Source organism: Spiroplasma endosymbiont of Zeiraphera isertana, assembly GCF_964030805.1.
In the GTDB taxonomy this organism is placed as follows: domain Bacteria; phylum Bacillota_I; class Bacilli_A; order Mycoplasmatales; family VBWQ01; genus Spiroplasma_E.
The window spans coordinates 982,598-1,007,268 of record NZ_OZ034965.1; the positions used below are offsets into that span (position 1 = coordinate 982,598).

Annotated in this window: 42 protein-coding genes, 1 tRNA gene and 2 pseudogenes; 24 read left to right on the forward strand and 21 right to left on the reverse strand. The window is 24.0% G+C overall.

Annotated features, from left to right (window positions below):
• Nucleotides 1–26: 26 nt before the first annotated feature.
• The gene (locus AAHM78_RS06775; protein ID WP_342254776.1) at nucleotides 27–848 is read right to left on the reverse strand and encodes an IS1595 family transposase; all 822 of its coding nucleotides are present in this window, start codon (nucleotides 846–848) and stop codon (nucleotides 27–29) included.
• Between AAHM78_RS06775 and AAHM78_RS06780 the strand changes: the two genes are divergently transcribed.
• Nucleotides 826–999, forward strand: coding sequence for a hypothetical protein (locus AAHM78_RS06780; RefSeq protein WP_342254777.1), 174 nt, complete (start codon nucleotides 826–828; stop codon nucleotides 997–999). The two genes, AAHM78_RS06775 and AAHM78_RS06780, sit on opposite strands and share 23 nt — an antisense overlap.
• Here AAHM78_RS06780 and AAHM78_RS16855 read toward each other — a convergent pair.
• Nucleotides 996–1,460 carry a transposase family protein gene (locus tag AAHM78_RS16855; RefSeq protein ID WP_425289797.1) on the reverse strand — a complete coding sequence of 155 codons (465 nt, stop codon included), beginning with the start codon at nucleotides 1,458–1,460 and terminating at the stop codon, nucleotides 996–998. The genes AAHM78_RS06780 and AAHM78_RS16855 overlap by 4 nt on opposite strands.
• Complete coding sequence (locus AAHM78_RS16860) at nucleotides 1,402–1,812, reverse strand: transposase family protein (RefSeq protein ID WP_342252873.1); 411 nt, start codon at nucleotides 1,810–1,812, stop codon at nucleotides 1,402–1,404. Before AAHM78_RS16860 ends, AAHM78_RS16855 begins: the two co-directional genes overlap by 59 nt.
• Nucleotides 1,813–1,956: 144 nt before the next feature.
• Between AAHM78_RS16860 and AAHM78_RS06790 the strand changes: the two genes are divergently transcribed.
• The 5 genes from AAHM78_RS06790 to AAHM78_RS06810 all read left to right on the forward strand — a co-directional run bounded on the left by AAHM78_RS06790 (nucleotide 1,957) and on the right by AAHM78_RS06810 (nucleotide 3,952).
• Nucleotides 1,957–2,322 (forward strand): transposase family protein, encoded by a 366-nt coding sequence (locus AAHM78_RS06790; protein WP_342255077.1) that lies wholly within the window; start codon nucleotides 1,957–1,959, stop codon nucleotides 2,320–2,322.
• Between the two features lie 331 nt (nucleotides 2,323–2,653).
• A complete protein-coding gene (locus AAHM78_RS06795; RefSeq protein WP_342254778.1) occupies nucleotides 2,654–3,013 on the forward strand; it encodes a hypothetical protein in 360 nt (119 codons plus the stop codon).
• Between the two features lie 60 nt (nucleotides 3,014–3,073).
• On the forward strand, nucleotides 3,074–3,331 hold the full coding sequence (locus tag AAHM78_RS06800; protein WP_252319928.1) for an acyl carrier protein: 258 nt from the start codon (nucleotides 3,074–3,076) through the stop codon (nucleotides 3,329–3,331).
• Nucleotides 3,332–3,356: 25 nt separating this feature from the next.
• Nucleotides 3,357–3,818: a Fur family transcriptional regulator gene (locus AAHM78_RS06805; RefSeq protein WP_252319930.1), complete on the forward strand. Its 462-nt coding sequence runs from the start codon at nucleotides 3,357–3,359 to the stop codon at nucleotides 3,816–3,818.
• A 59-nt stretch (nucleotides 3,819–3,877) separates the two neighbouring features.
• Nucleotides 3,878–3,952, forward strand: a tRNA-Trp gene (locus AAHM78_RS06810).
• 50 nt (nucleotides 3,953–4,002) lie between these two features.
• On the opposite strand, the gene AAHM78_RS06815 is transcribed toward AAHM78_RS06810, so the two are convergent.
• The 3 genes from AAHM78_RS06815 to AAHM78_RS06825 all read right to left on the reverse strand — a co-directional run bounded on the left by AAHM78_RS06815 (nucleotide 4,003) and on the right by AAHM78_RS06825 (nucleotide 5,801).
• A complete protein-coding gene (locus AAHM78_RS06815; RefSeq protein WP_252319932.1) occupies nucleotides 4,003–4,884 on the reverse strand; it encodes a DegV family protein in 882 nt (293 codons plus the stop codon).
• Nucleotides 4,885–4,983: 99 nt separating this feature from the next.
• Nucleotides 4,984–5,358 (reverse strand): transposase family protein, encoded by a 375-nt coding sequence (locus tag AAHM78_RS06820; RefSeq protein ID WP_342254995.1) that lies wholly within the window; start codon nucleotides 5,356–5,358, stop codon nucleotides 4,984–4,986.
• Nucleotides 5,359–5,408: 50 nt separating this feature from the next.
• Complete coding sequence (locus AAHM78_RS06825; protein ID WP_342254779.1) at nucleotides 5,409–5,801, reverse strand: transposase family protein; 393 nt, start codon at nucleotides 5,799–5,801, stop codon at nucleotides 5,409–5,411.
• Nucleotides 5,802–5,857: 56 nt separating this feature from the next.
• Between AAHM78_RS06825 and AAHM78_RS06830 the strand changes: the two genes are divergently transcribed.
• The 5 genes from AAHM78_RS06830 to AAHM78_RS06850 all read left to right on the forward strand — a co-directional run bounded on the left by AAHM78_RS06830 (nucleotide 5,858) and on the right by AAHM78_RS06850 (nucleotide 8,361).
• Nucleotides 5,858–6,184: a hypothetical protein gene (locus tag AAHM78_RS06830; protein ID WP_342254780.1), complete on the forward strand. Its 327-nt coding sequence runs from the start codon at nucleotides 5,858–5,860 to the stop codon at nucleotides 6,182–6,184.
• Nucleotides 6,178–6,393, forward strand: a complete 216-nt coding sequence (locus AAHM78_RS06835; protein ID WP_342254781.1) for a hypothetical protein — start codon at nucleotides 6,178–6,180, stop codon at nucleotides 6,391–6,393. Before AAHM78_RS06830 ends, AAHM78_RS06835 begins: the two co-directional genes overlap by 7 nt.
• Before the next feature lie 33 nt (nucleotides 6,394–6,426).
• On the forward strand, nucleotides 6,427–7,371 hold the full coding sequence (locus tag AAHM78_RS06840) for an IS30 family transposase (protein ID WP_342254782.1): 945 nt from the start codon (nucleotides 6,427–6,429) through the stop codon (nucleotides 7,369–7,371).
• 57 nt (nucleotides 7,372–7,428) lie between these two features.
• The gene (locus tag AAHM78_RS06845) at nucleotides 7,429–7,992 is read left to right on the forward strand and encodes a phage terminase large subunit (protein WP_342254783.1); all 564 of its coding nucleotides are present in this window, start codon (nucleotides 7,429–7,431) and stop codon (nucleotides 7,990–7,992) included.
• A 237-nt stretch (nucleotides 7,993–8,229) separates the two neighbouring features.
• Nucleotides 8,230–8,361 (forward strand): hypothetical protein, encoded by a 132-nt coding sequence (locus AAHM78_RS06850; RefSeq protein ID WP_342254784.1) that lies wholly within the window; start codon nucleotides 8,230–8,232, stop codon nucleotides 8,359–8,361.
• Here AAHM78_RS06850 and AAHM78_RS06855 read toward each other — a convergent pair.
• Nucleotides 8,358–9,179, reverse strand: coding sequence for an IS1595 family transposase (locus AAHM78_RS06855; protein WP_342252843.1), 822 nt, complete (start codon nucleotides 9,177–9,179; stop codon nucleotides 8,358–8,360). The two genes, AAHM78_RS06850 and AAHM78_RS06855, sit on opposite strands and share 4 nt — an antisense overlap.
• On the opposite strand from AAHM78_RS06855, the gene AAHM78_RS06860 reads away from it, so the two are divergent.
• The 3 genes from AAHM78_RS06860 to AAHM78_RS06870 all read left to right on the forward strand — a co-directional run bounded on the left by AAHM78_RS06860 (nucleotide 9,179) and on the right by AAHM78_RS06870 (nucleotide 12,197).
• Entirely contained in the window at nucleotides 9,179–9,544 is a 366-nt protein-coding gene (locus tag AAHM78_RS06860) for a hypothetical protein (RefSeq protein ID WP_342254785.1), read from the forward strand. The genes AAHM78_RS06855 and AAHM78_RS06860 overlap by 1 nt on opposite strands.
• Before the next feature lie 3 nt (nucleotides 9,545–9,547).
• On the forward strand, nucleotides 9,548–10,810 hold the full coding sequence (locus AAHM78_RS06865) for a hypothetical protein (RefSeq protein ID WP_342254786.1): 1,263 nt from the start codon (nucleotides 9,548–9,550) through the stop codon (nucleotides 10,808–10,810).
• 61 nt (nucleotides 10,811–10,871) lie between these two features.
• Nucleotides 10,872–12,197: a hypothetical protein gene (locus AAHM78_RS06870; protein ID WP_342254787.1), complete on the forward strand. Its 1,326-nt coding sequence runs from the start codon at nucleotides 10,872–10,874 to the stop codon at nucleotides 12,195–12,197.
• Here the strand turns inward: AAHM78_RS06870 and AAHM78_RS06875 are convergent.
• Nucleotides 12,194–12,343, reverse strand: a pseudogene (locus AAHM78_RS06875) (transposase); the annotation flags it as partial. The gene AAHM78_RS06870 and the pseudogene AAHM78_RS06875 overlap by 4 nt on opposite strands.
• 75 nt (nucleotides 12,344–12,418) lie before the next feature.
• Here AAHM78_RS06875 and AAHM78_RS06880 point away from each other — a divergent pair.
• Both AAHM78_RS06880 and AAHM78_RS06885 read left to right on the forward strand, forming a co-directional pair.
• Nucleotides 12,419–12,811: a transposase family protein gene (locus tag AAHM78_RS06880; protein ID WP_342253693.1), complete on the forward strand. Its 393-nt coding sequence runs from the start codon at nucleotides 12,419–12,421 to the stop codon at nucleotides 12,809–12,811.
• A gap of 59 nt (nucleotides 12,812–12,870) precedes the next feature.
• The gene (locus AAHM78_RS06885; protein WP_342255078.1) at nucleotides 12,871–13,236 is read left to right on the forward strand and encodes a transposase family protein; all 366 of its coding nucleotides are present in this window, start codon (nucleotides 12,871–12,873) and stop codon (nucleotides 13,234–13,236) included.
• A 13-nt stretch (nucleotides 13,237–13,249) separates the two neighbouring features.
• Here the strand turns inward: AAHM78_RS06885 and AAHM78_RS06890 are convergent, their stop codons facing one another.
• The 3 genes from AAHM78_RS06890 to AAHM78_RS06900 all read right to left on the reverse strand — a co-directional run bounded on the left by AAHM78_RS06890 (nucleotide 13,250) and on the right by AAHM78_RS06900 (nucleotide 14,692).
• Nucleotides 13,250–13,792, reverse strand: coding sequence for a hypothetical protein (locus tag AAHM78_RS06890; RefSeq protein ID WP_342254788.1), 543 nt, complete (start codon nucleotides 13,790–13,792; stop codon nucleotides 13,250–13,252).
• An 82-nt stretch (nucleotides 13,793–13,874) separates the two neighbouring features.
• Nucleotides 13,875–14,249 (reverse strand): transposase family protein, encoded by a 375-nt coding sequence (locus tag AAHM78_RS06895; RefSeq protein ID WP_342255079.1) that lies wholly within the window; start codon nucleotides 14,247–14,249, stop codon nucleotides 13,875–13,877.
• Nucleotides 14,250–14,299: 50 nt separating this feature from the next.
• Nucleotides 14,300–14,692, reverse strand: coding sequence for a transposase family protein (locus AAHM78_RS06900; protein ID WP_342252835.1), 393 nt, complete (start codon nucleotides 14,690–14,692; stop codon nucleotides 14,300–14,302).
• 308 nt (nucleotides 14,693–15,000) lie between these two features.
• Between AAHM78_RS06900 and AAHM78_RS06905 the strand changes: the two genes are divergently transcribed.
• Both AAHM78_RS06905 and AAHM78_RS06910 read left to right on the forward strand, forming a co-directional pair.
• Nucleotides 15,001–15,297, forward strand: a complete 297-nt coding sequence (locus AAHM78_RS06905; protein WP_342254789.1) for a hypothetical protein — start codon at nucleotides 15,001–15,003, stop codon at nucleotides 15,295–15,297.
• A 162-nt stretch (nucleotides 15,298–15,459) separates the two neighbouring features.
• The gene (locus AAHM78_RS06910) at nucleotides 15,460–15,732 is read left to right on the forward strand and encodes an IS1/IS1595 family N-terminal zinc-binding domain-containing protein (RefSeq protein ID WP_342252841.1); all 273 of its coding nucleotides are present in this window, start codon (nucleotides 15,460–15,462) and stop codon (nucleotides 15,730–15,732) included.
• A 104-nt stretch (nucleotides 15,733–15,836) separates the two neighbouring features.
• Here the strand turns inward: AAHM78_RS06910 and AAHM78_RS06915 are convergent, their stop codons facing one another.
• The 3 genes from AAHM78_RS06915 to AAHM78_RS06925 all read right to left on the reverse strand — a co-directional run bounded on the left by AAHM78_RS06915 (nucleotide 15,837) and on the right by AAHM78_RS06925 (nucleotide 17,517).
• Entirely contained in the window at nucleotides 15,837–16,121 is a 285-nt protein-coding gene (locus tag AAHM78_RS06915) for a transposase family protein (protein ID WP_342255080.1), read from the reverse strand.
• Nucleotides 16,122–16,271: 150 nt separating this feature from the next.
• Nucleotides 16,272–16,988 carry an IS1595 family transposase gene (locus AAHM78_RS06920; protein ID WP_342254790.1) on the reverse strand — a complete coding sequence of 239 codons (717 nt, stop codon included), beginning with the start codon at nucleotides 16,986–16,988 and terminating at the stop codon, nucleotides 16,272–16,274.
• 118 nt (nucleotides 16,989–17,106) lie between these two features.
• Nucleotides 17,107–17,517, reverse strand: coding sequence for a transposase family protein (locus AAHM78_RS06925; protein WP_342254791.1), 411 nt, complete (start codon nucleotides 17,515–17,517; stop codon nucleotides 17,107–17,109).
• Nucleotides 17,518–17,587: 70 nt separating this feature from the next.
• Here AAHM78_RS06925 and AAHM78_RS06930 point away from each other — a divergent pair, with 70 nt between their 5' ends.
• Both AAHM78_RS06930 and AAHM78_RS06935 read left to right on the forward strand, forming a co-directional pair.
• Complete coding sequence (locus AAHM78_RS06930) at nucleotides 17,588–18,175, forward strand: hypothetical protein (protein WP_342254792.1); 588 nt, start codon at nucleotides 17,588–17,590, stop codon at nucleotides 18,173–18,175.
• A 3-nt stretch (nucleotides 18,176–18,178) separates the two neighbouring features.
• The gene (locus tag AAHM78_RS06935; RefSeq protein WP_342254793.1) at nucleotides 18,179–18,880 is read left to right on the forward strand and encodes a hypothetical protein; all 702 of its coding nucleotides are present in this window, start codon (nucleotides 18,179–18,181) and stop codon (nucleotides 18,878–18,880) included.
• 104 nt (nucleotides 18,881–18,984) lie between these two features.
• Here the strand turns inward: AAHM78_RS06935 and AAHM78_RS06940 are convergent, their stop codons facing one another.
• From AAHM78_RS06940 to AAHM78_RS06950, 3 genes are all read right to left on the reverse strand, one after another.
• Nucleotides 18,985–19,701, reverse strand: coding sequence for an IS1595 family transposase (locus AAHM78_RS06940; RefSeq protein WP_342254241.1), 717 nt, complete (start codon nucleotides 19,699–19,701; stop codon nucleotides 18,985–18,987).
• A 151-nt stretch (nucleotides 19,702–19,852) separates the two neighbouring features.
• Nucleotides 19,853–20,635, reverse strand: a complete 783-nt coding sequence (locus AAHM78_RS06945; protein WP_342254794.1) for an IS1595 family transposase — start codon at nucleotides 20,633–20,635, stop codon at nucleotides 19,853–19,855.
• Nucleotides 20,560–20,811: a hypothetical protein gene (locus AAHM78_RS06950; RefSeq protein ID WP_342254795.1), complete on the reverse strand. Its 252-nt coding sequence runs from the start codon at nucleotides 20,809–20,811 to the stop codon at nucleotides 20,560–20,562. Before AAHM78_RS06950 ends, AAHM78_RS06945 begins: the two co-directional genes overlap by 76 nt.
• A gap of 65 nt (nucleotides 20,812–20,876) precedes the next feature.
• Between AAHM78_RS06950 and AAHM78_RS06955 the strand changes: the two genes are divergently transcribed.
• A complete protein-coding gene (locus AAHM78_RS06955) occupies nucleotides 20,877–21,149 on the forward strand; it encodes a hypothetical protein (protein ID WP_342254796.1) in 273 nt (90 codons plus the stop codon).
• Here the strand turns inward: AAHM78_RS06955 and AAHM78_RS06960 are convergent.
• Both AAHM78_RS06960 and AAHM78_RS06965 read right to left on the reverse strand, forming a co-directional pair.
• Entirely contained in the window at nucleotides 21,141–21,515 is a 375-nt protein-coding gene (locus tag AAHM78_RS06960) for a transposase family protein (RefSeq protein WP_342255032.1), read from the reverse strand. The two genes, AAHM78_RS06955 and AAHM78_RS06960, sit on opposite strands and share 9 nt — an antisense overlap.
• 50 nt (nucleotides 21,516–21,565) lie before the next feature.
• Nucleotides 21,566–21,799 (reverse strand): transposase family protein, encoded by a 234-nt coding sequence (locus tag AAHM78_RS06965; RefSeq protein WP_342254797.1) that lies wholly within the window; start codon nucleotides 21,797–21,799, stop codon nucleotides 21,566–21,568.
• A 576-nt stretch (nucleotides 21,800–22,375) separates the two neighbouring features.
• On the opposite strand from AAHM78_RS06965, the gene AAHM78_RS06970 reads away from it, so the two are divergent.
• Nucleotides 22,376–22,690, forward strand: coding sequence for a transposase (locus AAHM78_RS06970; protein ID WP_342254798.1), 315 nt, complete (start codon nucleotides 22,376–22,378; stop codon nucleotides 22,688–22,690).
• A gap of 42 nt (nucleotides 22,691–22,732) precedes the next feature.
• Here AAHM78_RS06970 and AAHM78_RS06975 read toward each other — a convergent pair whose 3' ends face one another.
• Nucleotides 22,733–22,912 carry a hypothetical protein gene (locus tag AAHM78_RS06975; protein WP_342254799.1) on the reverse strand — a complete coding sequence of 60 codons (180 nt, stop codon included), beginning with the start codon at nucleotides 22,910–22,912 and terminating at the stop codon, nucleotides 22,733–22,735.
• A 108-nt stretch (nucleotides 22,913–23,020) separates the two neighbouring features.
• Here AAHM78_RS06975 and AAHM78_RS06980 point away from each other — a divergent pair, with 108 nt between their 5' ends.
• Nucleotides 23,021–23,176: a hypothetical protein gene (locus AAHM78_RS06980; protein ID WP_342254800.1), complete on the forward strand. Its 156-nt coding sequence runs from the start codon at nucleotides 23,021–23,023 to the stop codon at nucleotides 23,174–23,176.
• Nucleotides 23,142–23,408, forward strand: coding sequence for a hypothetical protein (locus AAHM78_RS06985; RefSeq protein WP_342252990.1), 267 nt, complete (start codon nucleotides 23,142–23,144; stop codon nucleotides 23,406–23,408). The genes AAHM78_RS06980 and AAHM78_RS06985 overlap by 35 nt, the downstream gene beginning before the upstream one ends.
• Before the next feature lie 567 nt (nucleotides 23,409–23,975).
• On the opposite strand, the pseudogene AAHM78_RS06990 reads toward AAHM78_RS06985, so the two are convergent.
• Nucleotides 23,976–24,528: pseudogene (locus tag AAHM78_RS06990) on the reverse strand (IS256 family transposase); the annotation flags it as partial.
• Between the last annotated feature and the right edge of the window lie 143 nt (nucleotides 24,529–24,671).

Below are 24,671 nucleotides of genomic sequence, written 5' to 3' on the forward strand. Positions count from 1 at the left end.
ACCTAGGAAATTATCCCCGCATGTATTTAAATCAAACACAAAATTACAGTTTCAAAACTAGGTATGTTATTGAATTTATATGCTGATTCTTTTGCATATAAATGAACATGATGTTTTTCAACTTTGATATGTGTTTTAAATGTTCGTCTGATGTGCTTTCATGCCGATTCAATCTGGTTTATGTTTACACCAGTTTTTGAAACATAGCCATCTTGATGGTTAACTGTTTCATGCTTAGTGAAAACTGATTTAAAATGGCGATATCCTTTTCAAGAATCAGTATGTACATCACACTTTGAAGAAATGTGGTTTCTTGCAAATTGCAAAAGATTTTTTTGATTTGCATTTTTCAACACTTTCACAATTAAATTATTGGTTGTTTTTTCATAAATCCCAACAATCAAAGTTTTATTTTTTAAGGATCTTCCTTGTTTTTTAAAACCCATATGTGAAAGATACATTTCATATATTTGCACTATGCCCTCAACAATGAATTGAGGTTCTTGTTTTGCAATTGCACTTCGGATTTTATGACCCATTCTTCAAGAAGTTTTCAAAGTTACTCCCAATTCTTTTGCAACATCAGTTGATGGAATTCCATGTTTGGTGTTTATTCATCTAAAGATGAGATAAAACCAAGATGTCAAAGGTGTTTGTGACTTGTAAAAAATGGTGTCATGAAGAATACTAAATGTTTGATGACATTTCAAACATCTTATTCTTCTTAAATCAGAAGTATTCAAATTTGTTCAAGAACACCTCATACATTTGTTTTCCTTCAAACTTGCTATATATTTCAAACAATCTTTTTCTGTTTGAAATATATTGTTGAACTCATTCAATTTCATTGTTTCCTCCACAAGTACATGTGGGGAGAAGTCCGTTTTTAATTTACCTGGAAAAAAAGATTTAACAAAAAATAAAGGTACTAATAATAATTTGTTAGCTATTGATGATACTGAAACTCCAATTGAAAGAATAGACTTGGTGCAAAACTAAGGTAATTCCAAATTATATATTCCTGCTATTAAATTAAATCTTAATGCAAATCTTCGTATTTTATTGCGATATTTTAAACTTAAAATTTTAAAACGTTTTAGTTTAGCAAATACGTGTTCAATTTTAATTCTAATTTTACTTAAAGTTTTATTGTATTCTTTTTGAATTGGTGTTAATTGATTGTATTTACTTTTTTTAAATGGCAAAAATGTATTTTTATGAATATTTTGTATACCTTGATAACCTGAATCAACAAAAACTTGTTTTTCTGGATGAATAAAAGTTTTAGATTTTAGAAGCAATTTAAAATCATGAATGCTTCCAAAACAAAAAGCGGTTGAAATAATTTTTCCATTGGAAATATCAATAATTATTTGGGATTTGAGAGAATGATGTTTCTTTTTACCTGAAAAAAGTAATTTTAGTTTTTTTAATTCTTTCAATTGGAGTTTCAGTAGCATCAATAGCTAACAAATTATTATTAGTACCTTTATTTTTTGTTAAATCTTTTTTTCCAGTTAAATTAAAAATTCCGCTTTTTATTAAAATATTTTCAATTCAAAAAATATTACGAATGCAACTAGTATGACTAATATTATATCTTTTTGCAATAACTCTATAACTACTATAGTCTTTTCAATATTCTAAAGTCATTAATAAACGCTCTTCAATTACAATTTTATTTTTTCTACCACCATAATATTTTTGTTTAGACTCAGCAATTTTTAAAATTTCAAGCATTTTATAAAATGTTTGTGGCTTTATGCCGACTAAACTATAAAATTCTTGATCATCTTTATATTTTTTCAACATAATAACTATCACCTTTAATATTAATAATAATCGTTAAATTGTTAAAATTAAAGGTTTTGCACCAAGTCTAATTAAAAAAAACTAAAATTACTTTTTTCAGGTAAAAAGAAACATCATTCTCTCAAATCCCGAATAATTATTGATATTTCCAATGGAAAAATTATTTCAACTGCTTTTTGTTTTGGAAGCATTCATGATTTTAAATTGCTTCTAAAATCTAAAACTTTTATTCATCCAGAAAAACAAGTTTTTGTTGATTCGGGTTATCAAGGTATACAAAATATTCATAAAAATACATTTTTGCCATTTAAAAAAAGTAAATACAATCAATTAACACCAATTCAAAAAGAATACAATAAAAATTTAAGTAAAATTAGAATTAAAATTGAACACGTATTTGCTAAACTAAAACGTTTTAAAATTTTAAGTTTAAAATATCGCAATAAAATACGGAGATTTGCATTAAGATTTAATTTAATAGCAGGAATATATAATTTTGAATTACCTTAGTTTTGCACCAAGTCTATTGAAGAAAGTAGTGAACCAATTATTGGTGGTCCATATCATTCTATTTTTATTAAAAAATTAATAAGAAATAATAGTGAAAATTGAGTGAAAACAACTAATTTTAGTTTAACTTACAATGAAATATTAAAATTTTATAGTAGTGATAACTTTAGTTTTATTGATTATAAGTATTTAATTCATAGTCAAATAAAGGTATAAAATGTTTATACGTAGGTTACAAATTAGCATTTTAATTATTACTATCACTATTACATTAAGTATTATGTTATTTTTTATTATCAAAAATTTTTCAACTAATAAAAATTTAAATGAAATGGTAAAAGAATATGATGTAGAATTAGAGACCGTAGATGATAAAAAAGAAAATTTAAATCCAGACATAGTTGTAGAAGCTATTGATATTAAAAAATTAAATGAAAGTATTACAATTATTTTAGATAAAAATAGTACTATCTTAGCAAATCAGTCACAGATTATATATAAAATACAATTTAATCAAGATTTATTTCAATACATATTTTTAAAGTTAATTATTAAAACATTTCCAAAATGAAAAATTAATAATTTTATTTTTCATTTTAATATTTTAAATAATGCTGTATGAGTTGAATATAATACTAATTTAAAACTAGATTATTTAGAATGATATTTTAAAATAACAAATAAAATTTAATGCTCTATGTTATACTAAGTATAACTGTTAATAAAAATGATTTAAATTAGGAGTGAATTTATGGATATTTTAAGTGAAATTCATCAAATTATTAAAAAAGATTATCCAGAAATTAAAGAAAAAATTACACCCAAAACTAAATTTAAAGATGTAAAAATTGACTCTCTTAAATTAGTAATGATTGTTATTAAAATAGAAGAAAAACATAATGTAAAAATTAATGATAATAAATTACTGGATTTACAAACAAAAACAGTTCAAGATTTAATAAATGAAATTGAAAGATTAGTAGCAATTGAAAAAAATAAAAAAAAGTAATATTATATTTTATCAGGAGATTATTATGAATAAAAATTTTGAAAATATTATCCAAAAGTTGAAAGATAAAGACTATCGTTTAACTGATGTTCGTAAAGCAGTTATTAAAGTATTAACGCTTAAGCAACATGTTAGTATTAATGATATTATTAGTTTTTTAACAAAAGAAGGTAATGATAATATTAATATTATGAGTATTTATAATACTATTGATTTATTAATGACAGAACATATTATTCATGCTAATGTTTTTGAAGGAAAACAAATAATTTATGAACTATCAGAAAATACCGTTCATATTATTTGTAATTTTTGTAATAAAATTATTCATGCCTCTTTCGAAGATAAACAACAAATTTCACCATTACAAGAAGAAAAACTTGAAAAATTAGCAACTAAAAATAATTTTTATTTTTCACATTATAAGTTAGAAATTCATGGAATTTGTGATAAATGTGAATTAAAAATAAAAAAAATGAAATTTTAATTGAACTTAAAACTTCTTTCGCGTAAAATTAAACATGTACTATTTAAATTAAATATTTTAGGGGTGTAGTTCAATGGTAGAACATCGGCCTTCAGATCCGAGTGTTGTGGGTTCGAGTCCTGCCACCCCTGCCATTATTAAAAATCACTTTTAAATGTTTCTCATAAAAGTGAATTTTTTATTGTTATAATTTTGGTAACTTATCTTTATCTAAATTAAAAGCAACAAAACTGAAGGTTCCAATTCCTGTATGAGCACAAATTACGTTTGCTAAATTAATAGTTTTGACGTTTTTAATGCCATAATCTTTAACAAATTTTGTAATTTTTTCTATTTCTTTTGCCTCAGCAAAAGCATGAATAATGTAAAAGAGAGTAATGCTTTCTATTTTTTTACTTTTATTAATTTCTTTAAGAGTATTTTTAATAGCTTTATCTCATGTTCTTGTTTTATCAAATTTATCAATGGTTCCGTCAAAAGATAAAATTGGAGTTATTTTTAACATAGTAGCTAAGGCTGCTGCTGATTTTGAAATCCTACCACCACGAACTAAATAATTTAAATCATAAGGTAAAATAAATGCTATATAGTTATCTCTTATTAATTTTAGTGCTTCTATAATATCATTAACATTATTTTTTTCGTTAAGTGACATTTGATATGCTTTTTTAACTAATAGTCAGTTAATAACTGAAACACCATTACTATCAAAAACAAAAACTTTATCTTTAAAATTAGATTCTTTTGATAACATAGTAGCAGTGTTATATTGACCCGATAACCCCTTTGATAAAGGAATAAAAATAATCTTTTCAAATTTAGTTAAAGCATCTTCTCAAATTATACTCATTTGACCAAGTGGTGTTTGCGAAGTTTTGGCAGATTGTTTTTCATGAACTATTCTATTATAGAATTCTTCATCCTTTAGAATGTTAGGGTCATCAGTAATAGTTGTATCATCACTAAAAGTGATTAATAATGGACAAAATCCAATATTCATTTCTTTTAAATCTTTAATTGAAAATCCTGAAGAGGAATCAGCGACAATACCAATTTTTTTTTTCAATTTTCTCACCCTAACTATAATATTTTTTACTTATTTATTAAATTATAACATATATTTTTTACTTAAAAATGGACTTTCATCATTAGACTTGGTGCAAAACTAAGGTAATTCAAAATTATATATTCCTGCTATTAAATTAAATCTTAATGCAAATCTTCGTATTTTATTGCGATATTTTAAACTTAAAATTTTAAAACGTTTTAGTTTAGCAAATACGTGTTCAATTTTAATTATAATTTTACTTAAAGTTTTATTGTATTCTTTTTGAATTGGTGTTAATTGATTGTATTTACTTTTTTTAAATGGCAAAAATGTATTTTTATGAATATTTTGTATACCTTGATAACCTGAATCAACAAAAACTTGTTTTTCTGGATGAATAAAAGTTTTAGATTTTAGAAGCAATTTAAAATCATGAATGCTTCCAAAACAAAAAGCAGTTGAAATAATTTTTCCATTGGAAATATCAATAATTATTTGGGATTTGAGAGAATGATGTTTCTTTTTACCTGAAAAAAGTAATTTTAGTTTTTTTTAATTCTTTCAATTGGAGTTTCAGTAGCATCAATAGCTAACAAATTATTATTAGTACCTTTATTTTTTGTTAAATCTTTTTTTCCAGGTAAATTAAAAATTACGCTTTTTATTAAAATATTTTCAATTCAAAAAATATTACGAATGCAACTAGTATGACTAATATTATATCTTTTTGCAATAACTCTATAACTACTATAGTCTTTTCAATATTCTAAAGTCATTAATAAACGCTCTTCAATTACAATTTTATTTTTTCTACCACCATAATATTTTTGTTTAGACTCAGCCATTTTTAAAATTTCAAGCATTTTATAAAATGTTTGTGGCTTTATGCCGACTAAACTATAAAATTCTTGATCATCTTTATATTTTTTCAACATAATAACTATCACCTTTAATATTAATAATAATCGTTAAATTGTTAAAATTAAAGGTTTTGCACCAAGTATATTGTAAAGAGTTTGATGAAGTACCTACTAAAATTGGTATGTTAGTTTATTTAAATATTACAGAAAATACTCTTTATAGTTGAAAACAAAAAAAGAGAAATACTTTTTTACAACAAATTAATTGAGCATATTTACAAATACGCCATATTAATACACAAAGATATTTAAAAGCGAATGCAAATAATACTGCATGATATTTAGAAAGAGCATTTGTGAAAGAATATCATTTATCTACAAAAATTGATATAAAAAGTAGTGATAATACAGCCCCTATAGCAATTAGTTTAGAAAATAAAGGTAAGAATAAATGTTAAGTAATTTTGGTTATTTATTAGATATTGCTAAAAGAATGTATTTAAAACAACCTTTAAATATTACTAAAATTAAACAATTAGGTAGTCGTAAATCTGGTAAAACATTTAGTGATATTGAATTCTTAGGTATTTTATTAATGTTAGAAAATATTAATATCTTTAATTGTAAAATTAAAAAGGACACTTATATAAAAATTAAATTGTGTTAGTTCTATAATTAAGAAAAGAAAGGAATTAGCGCAATGTATAAGTATCTGAGTATTGAATCAATAATAGCAATAAAAGAATATAAAAATTATGGATTTTCGATTCGTAAAATAGCAAAAATTGTTGATTATAGTAAATCAACCGTACATAGAGTTTGTAGATTATTAAATAAAAACTTATTGCCATTAGAAATATTGAATCAATTTCAAAAAAATAAACAAAACGCAGTCAGAAAATTAATAATTTTAACTTTAACAGAAATTAATAGTATTAATCATTTGTTAATTACTAAAAAGTATGCTCTTGATATAATTGCTAACTTTTTAAAGGAAAATAAAATAAAAAGTATTTCAACAAAAACTTTATATAACATGTTTAAAACAAATCGAATGGGTTTTGATGAAAATAACTTATTGAGAAAAGGCAAAAATAAATCTCACAAACAAAAAGAAACTAGGGGCAAAATTAATAATTGTAAGTCTATTCATGAAAGAAATTTAATCATTCCTAATATTAAAAATATACAAGAATTTGGTCATTTAGAAGGTGATACTATCATTGGCAAAGATCATAAAAGTTCTATTATTACTTTGGCTGATATATGATCAAAAACCACAATTCCTTTAGTAACTAAAAATCATAAATCAGAAAATATTACGAAAAGTATAATAAAATTTATTTCAAAGTTACAAAAAGGAACAGTTAAAACCATTACTTTTGATCGTGGTAAAGAATTTAGTAAATGAAGATTAATCGAAAAAATTTGTAATGTCAAAATTTATTTTGCAGATCCTGGTAAACCTTGCCAAAGGGGTTTAAATGAAAATAATAATGGTATTTTAAGAAGATATTTACCAAAATCTACAGATCTATCTTCATATAAACAAAAAGATTTAAATTTTATAGCATTTCAAATTAATTCTACACCCAGAAAATCGCTCTCTTATAAAAGACCAATAGATTTAATACAATTATTTTAAAAAACTGTCCCATTTATATTTACAACTCAGGATATTCATGCTTATTTAATTCGTAATATGTCAAAACAATTAAATGATAGTTGACAAGAATTAAAACAAATTATTAGAGCAACATATCCTAGTATTAATTTTATTATTAGTGAAACTAAAAAAACTATTGAATTTAATGGTAGTAAAATAACTTGTAAATATTTACATGCACAAGATAATAGTAATGTTAAATTAACTGGATTAGCAAGTAATTATTTATATGATTATGTAATTATATGAAGTGATGAAAGATATGAAATTACTGAAAATGATTATCAAGATTTAAAAGATGCAATAAGAGGCGCAAATCAATTATTAGAAATTGAAAGTTGTAATCCTTGGTCAATTCTTAATGAATTTATTAAAAAAACTATAAATGCTTGTCCACAAAATGAAAAACAAATTATTAATGAATATGAACAATTTACTATTATTGATAAAACTATTTATCATTATCAAAATTGAAAATTAAATACTCATTTAAAAGATAGTGATAAACAACAATTATTAGAAATAGAAACTCTTGACCCAATATCTGCAAGAGTAAGAAGTCATGGTTTAGTTGGTTATGAAAGTGGTGGAATATATTAACATTTAATTCATAAAATTAGTAGATTATTACAACCAAGTTATAGATTTAGTGCTGGATTAGATTATGGGTTTAAAGATGATGCATTAGCATGTTTATTAATAGGTTTTGATTATAATTTTAAATTTGTTAATGTTATTGATTGTTTAAAAATAGAAAATAAATTAATTCTTTATGATAATAAACAATTAGCAAGATTAGTAGTTGAGTTTTATATTAAATTAGCAAAAGAAAATAATTTGTTATATGAATATGGTTTAACTGTATATTGTGATTTTAGTAAGGCTTTTCTCCCTTTATGTACTATTTTTAAATTTTATCACATAAATGCTGAGAAAAGCCTATCTACGGACTTCTCCCCACATTTTTAAATCAAACATAACATTACAGTTTCAAAACTAGGTATATTGTTGAATTTATATGCCGATTCTTTTGCGTATAAATGAACATGATGTTTTTCAACTTTGATATGTGTTTTAAATGTTCGTCTGATGTGCTTTCATGCCGATTCAATCTGGTTTATGTTTACACCAGTTTTTGAAACATAGCCATCTTGATGGTTAACTGTTTCATGCTTAGTGAAAACTGATTTAAAATGGCGATATCCTTTTCAAGAATCAGTATGTACATCACACTTTGAAGAAATGTGGTTTCTTGCAAATTGCAAAAGATTTTTTTGATTTGCATTTTTCAACACTTTCACAATTAAATTATTGGTTGTTTTTTCATAAATCCCAACAATCAAAGTTTTATTTTTTAAGGATCTTCCTTGTTTTTTAAAACCCATATGTGAAAGATACATTTCATCCATTTGCACTATGCCCTCAACAATGAATTGAGGTTCTTGTTTTGCAATTGCACTTCGGATTTTATGACCCATTCTTCAAGCAGTTTTCAAAGTTACTCCCAATTCTTTTGCAACATCAGTTGATGGAATTCCATGTTTGGTGTTTATTCATCTAAAGATGAGATAAAACCAAGATGTCAAAGGTGTTTGTGACTTGTAAAAAATGGTGTCATGAAGAATACTAAATGTTTGATGACATTTCAAACATCTTATTCTTCTTAAATCAGAAGTATTCAAATTTGTTCAAGAACACCTCATACATTTGTTTTCCTTCAAACTTGCTATATATTTCAAACAATCTTTTTCTGTTTGAAATATATTGTTGAACTCATTCAATTTCATTGTTTCCTCCACAAGTACATGTGGGGAGAAGTCCGTTTAGTAATTATACATTTATTGAAATGTTAAATGATACAGCAATTAAATATCAAGTTAATTCATGATTATATTTTAAAGATTATGTGAAATTAAGACTTGAGTTTAGAATAGGTAAGAATGTAGCTTTAATGGCATCAGAACGCTTAAATATTAGTATGAATGCACAAGCATTATTAGATGAATTTAGATTGGCTGTATGAGACCCTAAAAGTATTAAACAAATACCATTAGCAGGTAATGACCATTTACGTGATGCTTTTGATTATGCAATTGAGCCATATATTAGAAATTTAAGTGCAAATATAAATCCTTATTTTGAAAGGAAATAAAATATGAGTAATAACGAAACATTAATATCTGAAGAAAATTCTAAAAAAAATACTGAAGTATTATCATCTAAATGATGTATGCTTAATTTAACAGAAATGATTGCTAATCATGGTTCTAAGTTATTATGAGGTAATGGTTATACTTTAACTAGTGAAGATGAAAAATATAAACAAGCAATTGAAAAATTAAAAGAATGAAATAATTTAGATTCATTATTTTATCAAGATTGTAATATTAAATCTGCTTATGGTTATAGTATTATTCAAATTGATAGAACTAAAACTGGTAGAATTGCTTTAAATTTTGCTCAACCATATGCTCAATCAAGAGTAGCAAGAGTATTAGAAACTGAATATAGTGCATCAACATGGTCAAGATTACAATATGATGACCAAAGTATTTATGTTAAAACAACATATACTCCAAATCAAATAATTAGATATTTTACTAGTGATACTGTTACATTAGATGGTTTACAAGAAAAGATAAGTAAAGATTTACAATTGCCTTTAATAGATAATCATAATTTAGGTATTATTCCAGTTAAATTTATGCAAAATTTACCTAAAAAGAATTTCTTTGGTGGAGTTATTGGTGATTATTATCCAGATACAACAGCAATTAAAGGTTTACGAAAATTATTAAATCATACCTTTGAAATAATGTGAAAAGAATTAGATTTTAATAGAACTCGTGTATTTTTAGATATTACTGCTCAAGAAATTAATGCAATGACTAAAAGTGATGATGCTAATACTCAAGCATCTGGTTATGAACTTAAAAGATTAATTGGGGATATGATTTTACAAACAAATTTAAGAAGTTTAGGCAGTACTAGTGGTACACCACCAATTGCAACAATAATGGGTGCACCTGTTTTAGATAAATATGCAGATTTCATTCAATTTATTATTGATAAAGCATTTGAAGGTAGTGGATATAGTCCGGTAAATGATACTACAAGTCAAAAAACTGAAGCAGAAGTATTAATTACTAATTCAAGAGATATGGAAACTACAAGAATTAAAAGAACTTTAAATCAAAGTGATTGAAATGAAATATTTCAAAGATGTTTTATATTAATGGGATTAGATGGTGATAAATCTAAATGAACATTTGAAATTAAAGAAAATACTATTACAGATAGATTAAAATCACTTGAAATTGATGAAGCAGAATTAAGATTAGGAATTACTAATATTAAAAGAATTATTGTTAAAAGATATGGTGCAAGTGAAGAAGAAGCAGAACAGATTATTGAATAAAATTTAAAATACGAAAAGAAAGAATTTGAATTTAGAAAAACTTTTTTAGGAGAAACTAAAAATGGGAATGATACCGAAAATAAATCATCAATTAATTAAAACAGTTTGAAAATCAACTGGTGAAATTGAAAAAGATTTTACACAAAATAAAGATTTACAATTTCGTATATGTCCTTTTACTATTATTTTAGGTGCTATAAATTCAACAGAAACGGGTTATAAGACACCAACTAGTATTCCTAATGATTATACTATTTTTAGTAAAATCTTTACCGGAAGAGAAGCAATATTATCTGTATGAGATAATAGTTTTGATTTAATAGAACCAGATTTAAAAACAATAGATTCTACTGGTAAAAAGGTTTTAAAAGTTGGTGATTTATTTTATGGTAATATATTATCATACCAATTAGGCATTACTTATAGTGCTACACCAGCAAATAATGCTTTTATACAAGAACAAGCAATTAAAAATGTAGTTATTAATATTCCAAATGAAAAAAAGAATTTTAATTTTATTAATAACATTGTTTCAAATTTATATCAATTATATATGATTCCAGAAATTAATGCCATAAAAGGTAATAATTCTTATACAATAGATAGACAATGATATATTCTTGAAGTTGCAAGTAAAACTTATAATAACGAAAATAAAGAATTGGCTTATATTCAATGCACTTTTAGTTCATTAAATGATAAATTAGCACATAGTGGTTTAGCAATTAATAAATATGTACAATTAGGTGCCGTTGGTGAACCAGTAGCATTACCAACATTGGATTTAAAGAAAAATATTATTTTAGATAATAATTACTTATCACCTAGACCAGTTACACATGCACAAATAACTTTTTATGGGACAGTAGGCACCATTGCTATTGGATTATGAGGTAGAAATATTAATAAAAATGATAATAAAGAAATCACTATGAATCCTACGCATTTAATTTTTCCTTTAAATTATCAAGCATCTACATATGACCCAGTTAGTTTTAGTGCTTTACCAGAAACTAATTATGTTTTAACAGTAGGAGCAAAATCAACAGTTGATACTTATCAACAATGACAAGACATTATTGCACCAAGTTATGATGATGGTGCAAAAAAGACTTTTGAAGGTCATATATTAACTGATGTTGAAAAAACAACTGCAACTAATAAATTAGAAGATAATGGAAAATATACTCCTTATTGAAATAATAATTTTTTAAATGGAGTAAATTTAGATACTGATAAATTTTATACTCTTGGTAATCCATATTTTGTATATTTTAATAAAAAACTTAAACAACCACGTGGTCAGATTAATGGTTATATTATTAATAATTTACAATTTAAAAACTTAAGAAATTTAAATGCTTTAATAGACTTGGTGCAAAACTAAGGTAATTCAAAATTATATATTCCTGCTATTAAATTAAATCTTAATGCAAATCTTCGTATTTTATTGCGATATTTTAAACTTAAAATTTTAAAACGTTTTAGTTTAGCAAATACGTGTTCAATTTTAATTCTAATTTTACTTAAAGTTTTATTAGACTTGGTGCAAAACCTTTAATTTTAACAATTTAACGATTATTATTAATATTAAAGGTGATAGTTATTATGTTGAAAAAATATAAAGATGATCAAGAATTTTATAGTTTAGTCGGCATAAAGCCACAAACATTTTATAAAATGCTTGAAATTTTAAAAATTGCTGAGTCTAAACAAAAATATTATGGTGGTAGAAAAAATAAAATTGTAATTGAAGAGCGTTTATTAATGACTTTAGAATATTGAAAAGACTATAGTAGTTATAGAGTTATTGCAAAAAGATCTAATATTATTCATACTAGTTGCATTCGTAATATTTTTTGAATTGAAAATATTTTAATAAAAAGCGGAATTTTTAATTTACCTGGAAAAAAAGATTTAACAAAAAATAAAGGTACTAATAATAATTTGTTAGCTATTGATGCTACTGAAACTCCAATTGAAAGAATTAAAAAAAACTAAAATTACTTTTTTCAGGTAAAAAGAAACATCATTCTCTCAAATCCCAAATAATTATTGATATTTCCAATGGAAAAATTATTTCAACTGCTTTTTGTTTTGGAAGCATTCATGATTTTAAATTGCTTCTAAAATCTAAAACTTTTATTCATCCAGAAAAACAAGTTTTTGTTGATTCAGGTTATCAAGGTATACAAAATATTCATAAAAATACATTTTTGCTATTTAAAAAAAGTAAATACAATCAATTAACACCAATTCAAAAAGAATACAATAAAACTTTAAGTAAAATTAGAATTAAAATTGAACACGTATTTGCTAAACTAAAACGTTTTAAAATTTTAAGTTTAAAATATCGCAATAAAATACGAAGATTTGCATTAAGATTTAATTTAATAGCAGGAATATATAATTTTGAATTACCTTAGTTTTGCACCAAGTCTATTCTTTAAAAGATAATGTAAATTGTTTTTTATTATCATTAATACTATAAATTGCACGATTAATAGTTACTTGTTCATTATTTAATGTATAAATTTCAAATAATCTTACCGTTTGTGCATTTTGTTGATAACTATCATAAAAAATAGTACATTGAATTAATTTACCAGTAATATCATAAACTCTTTGTTGTATATCTACTACTTGAAAATATAAGTCATCATTAGCAATAAAAATTAAATAACCACTAATTCCTAATTTACTTAATTTAAAAATAGAATTTCAATTTTTTCTATAAAACTCTTGTTTAATTAAATATTGTTTAATAGTTTCATTATTAATGTCTAATGGAGCATTATATAAATTAGCATTATTTTCTGCTACAAAATAAGTGAAATAAGTTTCGTGATTAAAATCATTAAAACCAAAATAATTTAAAATTGAAGCATGAGTACTTTTATTTTTATTAGTTAAAAATTTTACTTTTTCATTTTGATTATCACTAATATTACTTTTATCTTTTCTAAAAAATCTACCTAACATAATATTCACCACCTTTTTAAAAAATTTGATTAATTTTTAATACAATTTTTACAATAATAAATATAATAGACTTGGTGCAAAACTAAAGTAATTCAAAATTATATATTCCTGCTATTAAATTAAATCTTAATGCAAATCTTCGTATTTTATTGCGATATTTTAAACTTAAAATTTTAAAACGTTTTAGTTTAGCAAATACGTGTTCAATTTTAATTCTAATTTTACTTAAAGTTTTATTGCATTCTTTTTGAATTGGTGTTAATTGATTGTATTTACTTTTTTTAAATGGCAAAAATGTATTTTTATGAATATTTTGTATACCTTGATAACCTGAATCAACAAAAACTTGTTTTTCTGGATGAATAAAAGTTTTAGATTTTAGAAGCAATTTAAAATCATGAATGCTTCCAAAACAAAAAGCAGTTGAAATAATTTTTCCATTGGAAATATCAATAATTATTTGGGATTTGAGAGAATGATGTTTCTTTTTACCTGAAAAAAGTAATTTTAGTTTTTTTTAATTCTTTCAATTGGAGTTTCAGTGGCATCAATAGCTAACAAATTATTATTAGTACCTTTATTTTTTGTTAAATCTTTTTTTCCAGGTAAATTAAAAATTCCGCTTTTTATTAAAATATTTTCAATTCAAAAAATATTACGAATGCAACTAGTATGACTAATATTATATCTTTTTGCAATAACTCTATAACTACTATAGTCTTTTCAATATTCTAAAGTCATTAATAAACGCTCTTCAATTACAATTTTATTTTTTCTACCACCATAATATTTTTGTTTAGACTCAGCAATTTTTAAAATTTCAAGCATTTTATAAAATGTTTGTGGCTTTATGCCGACTAAACTATAAAATTCTTGATCATCTTTATATTTTTTCAACATAATAACTATCACCTTTAATATTAATAATAATCGTTAAATTGTTAAAATTAAAGGTTTTGCACCAAGTCTAATGAATAAAACAGATCGTATTATTATTAACAGTAAGATTAATAATGTAATAAATGAAGAAAAAAAGCAATAAAATTATTAATTAAAAATGGTGCAAATAAAATTATTATTAGTGATGTTCCTGACTTAACATTAACACCAAAAATTAAAAAGATATTACATAATAATCAACAAAAAATACAAATAGCACGTAAAACATGTATTGAATATCAAAAACAATGAAAAAAATGATATTAGAAATGAAAATAATTTATAAAAATATTATTACACCTTTTTTTCTTTCAAGAGAATTAGCAACTGGTATGAATAATTTTAAAAATAAAATTCCAGATGGAATTGTTGAAACTAGTGCTACAATTTGTAAAATGATGTCTAAAGAAACAAAATATTCTTATAAACCAGTTTTTAATTCTGGAGTTAATGAAAGTAATTTAAATAAATATTTTTATTTTGATGAGTTTCATCCAAGTATGTGATTTCATCAACAAATGGCAAATAGTATTATTAATTTAATAGACTTGGTGCAAAACCTTTAATTTTAACAATTTAACGATTATTATTAATATTAAAGGTGATAGTTATTATGTTGAAAAAATATAAAGATGATCAAGAATTTTATTTTAATTTTCACAAAAAATCTTGATATTACTTTTAATTTAAAATTAAAAGTAATATTTTTATATCAGGGGTGATTTTTTGTGACTAATAATGAATTAATTGATGTTTTAAAAAACAAAAAAGATGAAGAATTTATAAAAATTATTAGACATTTTAAAAATAGAATTAAACAAATTGAGAAAAAAGAAAAATTAGATGCAATTGATAAAAAATTTAAAGAAAAAGGAATTCAATGTCCAAATTGTAAATCTTATTGATGCGTAAAAAATGGTTTTAAGAATAATAAGCAAAAATATTTATGCAAAGATTGTAAAAGTAGCTTTGATGCTTTAAGAAATCATTTTTTACATTAGACTTGGTGCAAAACTAAGGTAATTCAAAATTATATATTCCTGCTATTAAATTAAATCTTAATGCAAATCTTCGTATTTTATTGCGATATTTTAAAATTAAAATTTTAAAACCGTTTTAGTTTAGCAAATACGTGTTCAATTTTAATTCTAATTTTACTTAAAGTTTTATTGTATTCTTTTTGAATTGGTGTTAATTGATTGTATTTACTTTTTTTAAATGGCAAAAATGTATTTTTATGAATATTTTGTATACCTTGATAACCTGAATCAACAAAAACTTGTTTTTCTGGATGAATAAAAGTTTTAGATTTTAGAAGCAATTTAAAATCATGAATGCTTCCAAAACAAAAAGCAGTTGAAATAATTTTTCCATTGGAAATATCAATAATTATTTGGGATTTGAGAGAATGATGTTTCTTTTTACCTGAAAAAAGTAATTTTAGTTTTTTTTAAGGCTTTTATCCCTTTATGTACTATTTTTAAATTTTATCACATAAATGGAGATAAAAGCCTACCTAGGAAATTATCCCCGCATGTATTTAAATCAAACACAAAATTACAGTTTCAAAACTAGGTATGTTATTGAATTTATATGCTGATTCTTTTGCATATAAATGAATATTGTGCTTTGAAACTCTTATGTGTGTTCGGAAAGTTCGTCGTATGTGCTTTCATGCTGATTCAATCTGGTTTGTGTTTACACCTGTTGGTGACACATACCCAACTTCATGATTTACGATTTCATGTTTGGGATAGAAGTTTTTGAAACTTACATATCCCTTCCAAGAATCCGTAAATAGACAGCACTCAGTAAAAATGTGTTTCAATGCAAATCTTAAAAGGTTTTTTTCATCTGCATTTTTCAGCACCTTCACAATTAGTTTGTTGCTGGTTTTCTCATAAACTCCAACAATCAAAGTTTTATTCAACAAGGATCTTCCTTGTTTTTTAAAACCTAAATGTGAAAGATACATTTCATCCATCTGTGCTGTGCCATCAACAATGAAACCTGCATCTTGATTTCCAATTCTAGTCCTGATTTCATGACACATTCTTAAAGCTGTTTTATAGGTGACACCCAATTCCCTTGCAACATCGGTTGCTGGTATGCCATGCTTTGTGTTTATTCATCTAAAGATGAGATAAAACCAAGATGTCATTTGGGTCTGTGACTTATAAAAAATGGTTCCATAAAGAATACTAAATGTTTGGTTACAGTTCAAACATCGTATTCTTCTCAAATCAGAAGCATTCAAACTAGAAGAAGCACACCTGATGCATTTCATTATTTTCAACTTCGCTATATATTTCAAACAATCGTTTTCAGTTTGAAATATGCTATTGAATTCATTTCAATTCATTTTTTCCTCCACACTAGTACATGTGGGGATAATTTCCTTTTTTAATTCTTTCAATTGGAGTTTCAGTGGCATCAATAGCTAACAAATTATTATTAGTACCTTTATTTTTTGTTAAATCTTTTTTTCAAGGTAAATTAAAAATTCCGCTTTTTATTAAAATATTTTCAATTCAAAAAATATTACGAATGCAACTAGTATGACTAATATTATATCTTTTTGCAATAACTCTATAACTACTATAGTCTTTTCAATATTCTAAAGTCATTAATAAACGCTCTTCAATTACAATTTTATTTTTTCTACCACCATAATATTTTTGATTAGACTCAGCAATTTTTAAAATTTCAAGCATTTTATAAAATATTTGTGGCTTTATGCCGACTAAACTATAAAATTCTTGATCATCTTTATATTTTTTCAACATAATAACTATCACCTTTAATATTAATAATAATCGTTAAATTTTTAAAATTAAAGGTTTTGCACCAAGTCTAATGTATTTTATTTATAATTCTATGAATGAAATACCATTATCAGTAAGAGAAACAGTTAAAATTCAATTAAATACCATACCAGTATTTGGTAGTTTCTTTAATGGATTTACTGGTGGAATGAATATTGGATTTAAAAAAGTTTCAAATTTATTAATTCCAAAGTTTAATATAGTTAACTTTTTAATGAGTGCAGAATTCTATAAATTTTATAGTACTGTAATATATTCAAAACAAACTGAAAAAAATATAATTCCTTATGATGTATTTAGAAATGGAACTCCCGATGAAATACCAGCAATTTTAGGTACAACAAGTCATATGACAAGTTTTACATTTAATTTAACTGATAATATTAAACTTTCAAGTTATGATATTGATAATAATAATATTGTTGATACTAAATATATGAATTTAGTTAATATATCACAAAATAATCGAAACAATAATCAACAAATCTATTTATTGCCACCAGTAGAAGAATTTGATTTACAATCACCAATTTTTGGTGATGATAATTATAGTGGTTTTTATATAGATATGATTGATATTTTAGTTCAAGGAAAATGTAATTTTAAATTAACGTTTTAGAGCATGCCAAATGATTATGAAGGTGCTGTAAGTGATGATTTTAGTATTTGAGCCGGAACATATCAAACAGTTGGTAAGGCAAGTGGTAATATAAGATTAATTAAGAATAATTTTTTATTAGCAAATAATACTTATAGTTTTAAAAATAAATATAATTATCCAAAAGCAGTTAATCCACCACCACCTAATGAAATACCACATTCAATATTTATAGATTTAAGTAATATAAAATTTTCTAATCAATATTATAATACAGAAAGTAAAAACGGAATGTATTATATAGGTCAGAAACCAAGTAATTATCAATCATGAATAAAAGATATTTCAATTGATATAACTAATTATGGTTATCAATACATAAAAGATTTTATAAATGATTATAAACACTTTCAATTAAATTTAAACTTTCAATTAAAATCTCAGGAAGGTGAAGGATTTATAAATGAATTTAATAGTAGTAATCCTATTATAATTGATGATTTAAGAAATATACCTATAAATAATAATGATAATAATAGATATTTATATAGTAATGAAAATGATTATTTTAGTTATAAAGATAATACTGAACATTTAGGTAATAATTGTAAGTATTTGGTTTATAGAGAAACGGTAGAATTATCAAATTATTATTTTAATTTTCAAAAAAACTCTTGATGAAATAAAAAAAATCATCAACCTGGCCTAAAATTTGATTTTATTTAATTTTGTGATTTATTTTTTGGCTTTTATCCCTTTATGTACTATTTTTAAATTTTATCACATAAATGGAGATAAAAGCCTACCTAGGAAATTATCCCTGCATGTATTTAAATCAAACACAAAATTACAGTTTCAAAACTCGGTATGTTATTGAATTTATATGCTGATTCTTTTGCATATAAATGAATATTGTGTTTTGAAACTCTTATGTGTGTTCGGAAAGTTCGTCGGATGTGCTTTCATGCTGATTCAATCTGGTTTGTGTTTACACCTGTTGGTGACACATACCCAACTTCATGATTTACGATTTCATGTTTGGGATAGAAGTTTTTGAAACTTACATATCCCTTCCAAGAATCCGTAAATAGACAGCACTCAGTAAAAATGTGTTTCAATGCAAATCTTAAAAGGTTTTTTTCATCTGCATTTTTCAGCACATTCACGATTAGTTTGTTGCTGGTTTTCTCATAAACTCCAACAATCAAAGTTTTATTCAACAAGGATCTTCCTTGTTTTTTAAAACCTAAATGCGAAAGATACATTTCATCCATCTGTGCTGTGCCATCAACAATGAAACCCGCATCTTGATTTCCAATTCTAGTCCTGATTTCATGACACATTCTTCAAGCTGTTTTATAGGTCACACCCAATTCCCTTGCAACATCGGTTGCTGGTATGCCATGCTTTGTGTTTATTCATCTAAAGATGAGATAAAACCAAGATGTCATTTGGGTCTGTGACTTATAAAAAATGGTTCCATAAAGAATACTAAATGTTTGGTTACAGTTCAAACATCGTATTCTTCTCAAATCAGAAGTATTCAAACTAGAAGAAGCACACCTGATGCATTTCATTATTTTCAACTTCGCTATATATTTCAAACAATCGTTTTCAGTTTGAAATATGCTATTGAATTCATTTCAATTCATTTTTTCCTCCACACCAGTACATGCGGGGATAATTTCCTATTTTTTTTTACAAACCGAAATATAATGCTTCAGATTTTGCATAAGGTGATATTTTATAATGTTGGTATTTAAATTTTCATAAATTGAGGTAATTTTGAATATTGGTAAATCCAATGCCATGATAATGAGTAATAAATTCTTTTAAACTTGATTGTATTTTACTGATATTACTTAAATTTTTATAATTTAATTCTTTATTTTCTTTTGATTTAAATTTCTTGAGAGTACATTTTGTTTGTTTAGCTACTGTATCATATAGTATTTGCATATCACAAACTATAATTGATTTTTCTTCGATAAGCTTAGATGTTAAATTTTCTTGTACTCATTTTTTTGTTAATCTTTTAGTATTTGTTGTTTGAGCATAAATATTTTTATTTTCATCAATTGCCATTTCAATACAACAGTTTAAATCTTTAGCATTTTCTTCAATTCATTTTTTTCTTGGATCATCTGGATTTTTGAAATTTCCTTTATGAATTTCTTTGATAAAAGTTTCATCAATTTCAATTCTACCTTTTAATTTTGTGAATGGTTTTTGTGTTTTTGCTAATTGCGATGATTTCATAAATTTTTGACGATTAAATCATGCTGATGTTTTTGAAATTTTAGCAAATTGAGAAATAGTATAAGCAGATTGACCTAACAATGACAATCAAATTATTCAATCTCATTGTTCATGAGATAAATGACTTCAATGTAAAAAATGATTTCTTAAAGCATCAAAGCTACTTTTACAATCTTTGCATAAATATTTTTGCTTATTATTCTTAAAACCATTTTTACACATCAATAAGATTTACAATTTGGACATTGAATTCCTTTTTCTTTAAATTTTTTATCAATTGCATCTAATTTTTCTTTTTTCTCAATTTGTTTAATTCTATTTTTAAAATGTCTAATAATTTTTATAAATTCTTCATCTTTTTTGTTTTTTAAAACATCAACTAATTCATTATTAGTCACAAAAAATCACCCCCGATATAAAAATATTACTTTTAATTTTAAATTAAAAGTAATATCAAGATTTTTTGTGAAAATTAAAAAATTATTATATCAATCCTACTTTAAATGAAAATCAATATTTTTATAAAAATTTAGGAGATACAAATTTAAATGTTGATAAACACAAAAAAACGATAACCTTTTTACAATTATGAGTAATTATTAACATAAATGAAAAGACTAACAAAATTCATATAACATTTAATTTTATTGGTTCCTTAATAGCGTTTACTGGTGCAAGTGTTAATTACCAAGGTGAAATTAAATTTAATAATAGACTTGGTGCAAAACTAAGGTAATTCAAAATTATATATTCCTGCTATTAAATTAAATCTTAATGCAAATCTTCGTATTTTATTGCGATATTTTAAACTTAAAATTTTAAAACGTTTTAGTTTAGCAAATACGTGTTCAATTTTAATTCTAATTTTACTTAAAGTTTTATTGTATTCTTTTTGAATTGGTGTTAATTGATTGTATTTACTTTTTTTAAATGGCAAAAATGTATTTTTATGAATATTTTGTATACCTTGATAACCTGAATCAACAAAAACTTGTTTTTCTGGATGAATAAAAGTTTTAGATTTTAGAAGCAATTTAAAATCATGAATGATTCCAAAACAAAAAGCAGTTGAAATAATTTTTCCATTGGAAATATCAATAATTATTTGGGATTTGAGAGAATGATGTTTCTTTTTACCTGAAAAAAGTAATTTTAGTTTTTTTTAATTCTTTCAATTGGAGTTTCAGTAGCATTAATAGCTAACAAATTATTATTAGTACCTTTATTTTTTGTTAAATCTTTTTTTCTAGGTAAATTAAAAATTCCGCTTTTTATTAAAATATTTTCAATTCAAAAAATATTACGAATGCAACTAGTATGACTAATATTATATCTTTTTGCAATAACTATATAACTACTATAGTCTTTTCAATATTCTAAAGTCATTAATAAACGCTCTTCAATTACAATTTTATTTGGAAATTATCCCCGCATATACTAGTGTGGAGGAAAAAATGAATTGAAATGAATTCAATAGCATATTTCAAACTGAAAACGATTGTTTGAAATATATAGCGAAGTTGAAAATAATGAAATGCATCAGGTGTGCTTCTTCTAGTTTGAATACTTCTGATTTGAGAAGAATACGATGTTTGAACTGTAACCAAACATTTAGTATTCTTTATGGAACCATTTTTTATAAGTCACAGACCCAAATGACATCTTGGTTTTATCTCATCTTTAGATGAATAAACACAAAGCATGGCATACCAGCAACCGATGTTGCAAGGGAATTGGGTGTGACCTATAAAACAGCTTGAAGAATGTGTCATGAAATCAGGACTAGAATTGGAAATCAATATGCAGGTTTCATTGTTGATGGCACAGCACAGATGGATGAAATGTATCTTTCACATTTAGGTTTTAAAAAACAAGGAAGATCCTTGTTGAATAAAACTTTGATTGTTGGAGTTTATGAGAAAACCAGCAACAAACTAATTGTGAAGGTGCTGAAAAATGCAGATGAAAAAAAACCTTTTAAGATTTGCATTGAAACACATTTTTACTGAGTGCTGTCTATTTACGGATTCTTGGAAGGGATATGTAAGTTTCAAAAACTTCTATCCCAAACATGAAATCGTAAATCATGAAGTTGGGTATGTGTCACCAACAGGTGTAAACACAAACCAGATTGAATCAGCATGAAAGCACATCCGACGAACTTTCCGAAAACACATAAGAGTTTCAAAGCACAATATTCATTTATATGCAAAAGAATCAGCATATAAATTCAATAACATACCTAGTTTTGAAACTGTAATTTTGTGTTTGATTTAAATACATGCGGGGATAATTTCCTAGGTAGGCTTTTATCTCCATTTATGTGATAAAATTTAAAAATAGTACATAAAGGGATAAAAGCCTTTTATTTTTTCTACCACCATAATATTTTTGTTTAGACTCAGCAATTTTTAAAATTTCAAGAATTTTATAAAATGTTTGTGGCTTTATGCCGACTAAACTATAAAATTCTTGATCATCTTTATATTTTTTCAACATAATAACTATCACCTTTAATATTAATAATAATCGTTAAATTGTTAAAATTAAAGGTTTTGCACCAAGTATATTGAAGAAAATGCTAAAGATTTAAACTGTTGTATTGAAATGGCAATTGATGAAAATAAAAATATTTATGCTCAAACAACAAATACTAAAAGATTAACAAAAAAATGAGTACAAGAAAATTTAACATCTAAGCTTATCGAAGAAAAATCAATTATAGTTTGTGATATGCAAATACTATATGATTACAGTAGCTAAACAAACAAAATGTACTCTCAAGAAATTTAAATCAAAAGAAAATAAAGAATTAAATTATAAAAATTTAAGTAATATCAGTAAAATACAATCAAGTTTAAAAGAATTTATTACTCATTATCATGGCATTGGATTTACCAATATTCAAAATTACCTCAATTTATGAAAATTTAAATACCAACATTATAAAATATCACCTTATGCAAAATCTGAAGCATTATATTTCGGTTTGTAAAAAAAATAAATCCCAAAATTAAATAAAATCAAATTTTAGGCCAGGTTGATGATTTTTTTTATTTCATCAAGAGTTTTTTTGAAAATTAAAAGAAAAAACTGATAAAGATAGAGAAATTAGACATAGTGAAAGTTATAAAAAATATGATTTATCACAAGAAAATATTAATTTATTAAAAAGATATCTTGGTGATAAAGAAGATATTGATGAAGAATTATCATTATTAAATAAAGATTTTCCACATTTATTTAATAAAAATAAAGATACAAATATTAGTAATTCTTTAGATGTTAAAGATAAATTTAAAGAAGATAAAGCAAAAGATGTAGATACTAGTAAATTAGGAATGGTAGGTTAATATGGAAAAAGAAAAAATTAAAATTAGAAATTATGAATTTGAATTAAATTCTTATCAAATAGATACTCTATTAGATGTTACAAGAGAAATGTTAAAAGCAAATAAAGGATAATAAAAATTAATATGACTATTAAAGAATTTAATAAAAAATATGAAAATATTAAAAGTGAGGCTTTTATGTAATCTGTGTATCTTTGTTTTACAAGGTACTAGTTTAGATTAATTCTGTCTTCAAATTTTATCATAAAATGAGCAATTGCTGTATTTCAATTTTGAATAGGCATTGTTCATTTTTTTTGTTATATTTTCAATTGCTAAGTAAAATATTTTGAAAACCGCCATATCGTTAGGAAAAACTTTTTTATTTCTAATAACTTTTCGTAATTGACTATTAACAGATTCAATAGCATTTGTAGTATAAATTACTCTTTTAATTTCTGGTGGATAACTAATAAAAACCATTAAATTATCTCAATTTTTATATCAATATTTAGTAATTTGAGGATATTGTTTATTTCATTTATTTTCAAACAATTCTAAAGCTTGCATTGCTTGTTCTTCACTACATGCACTATAAATTGGTTTTAAATCTGTAACTAGAGATTTTCGATGTTTGTATGAAACATATTTTAAACTATTTCTAATTTGATGAACTATGCATAATTGATGTTCGGTTTTAGGATAAACTGATTGTATTGCTTCTGACATGCCTGTTAAATTATCACTACAAGCAATAAGAATATCATTTAAGCCTCGATTTTTCGGTAATGTTTAGTAATCTGTGTAACTTACAAAAATAACAAATAAGCAAATTAAAACAATAAATCCCTTCTAATTTAGAAGGGATTTATATTCTAAAATTAATGTAAGAACAATTTAAAAAATAAATAATTTTATTTCTTTAT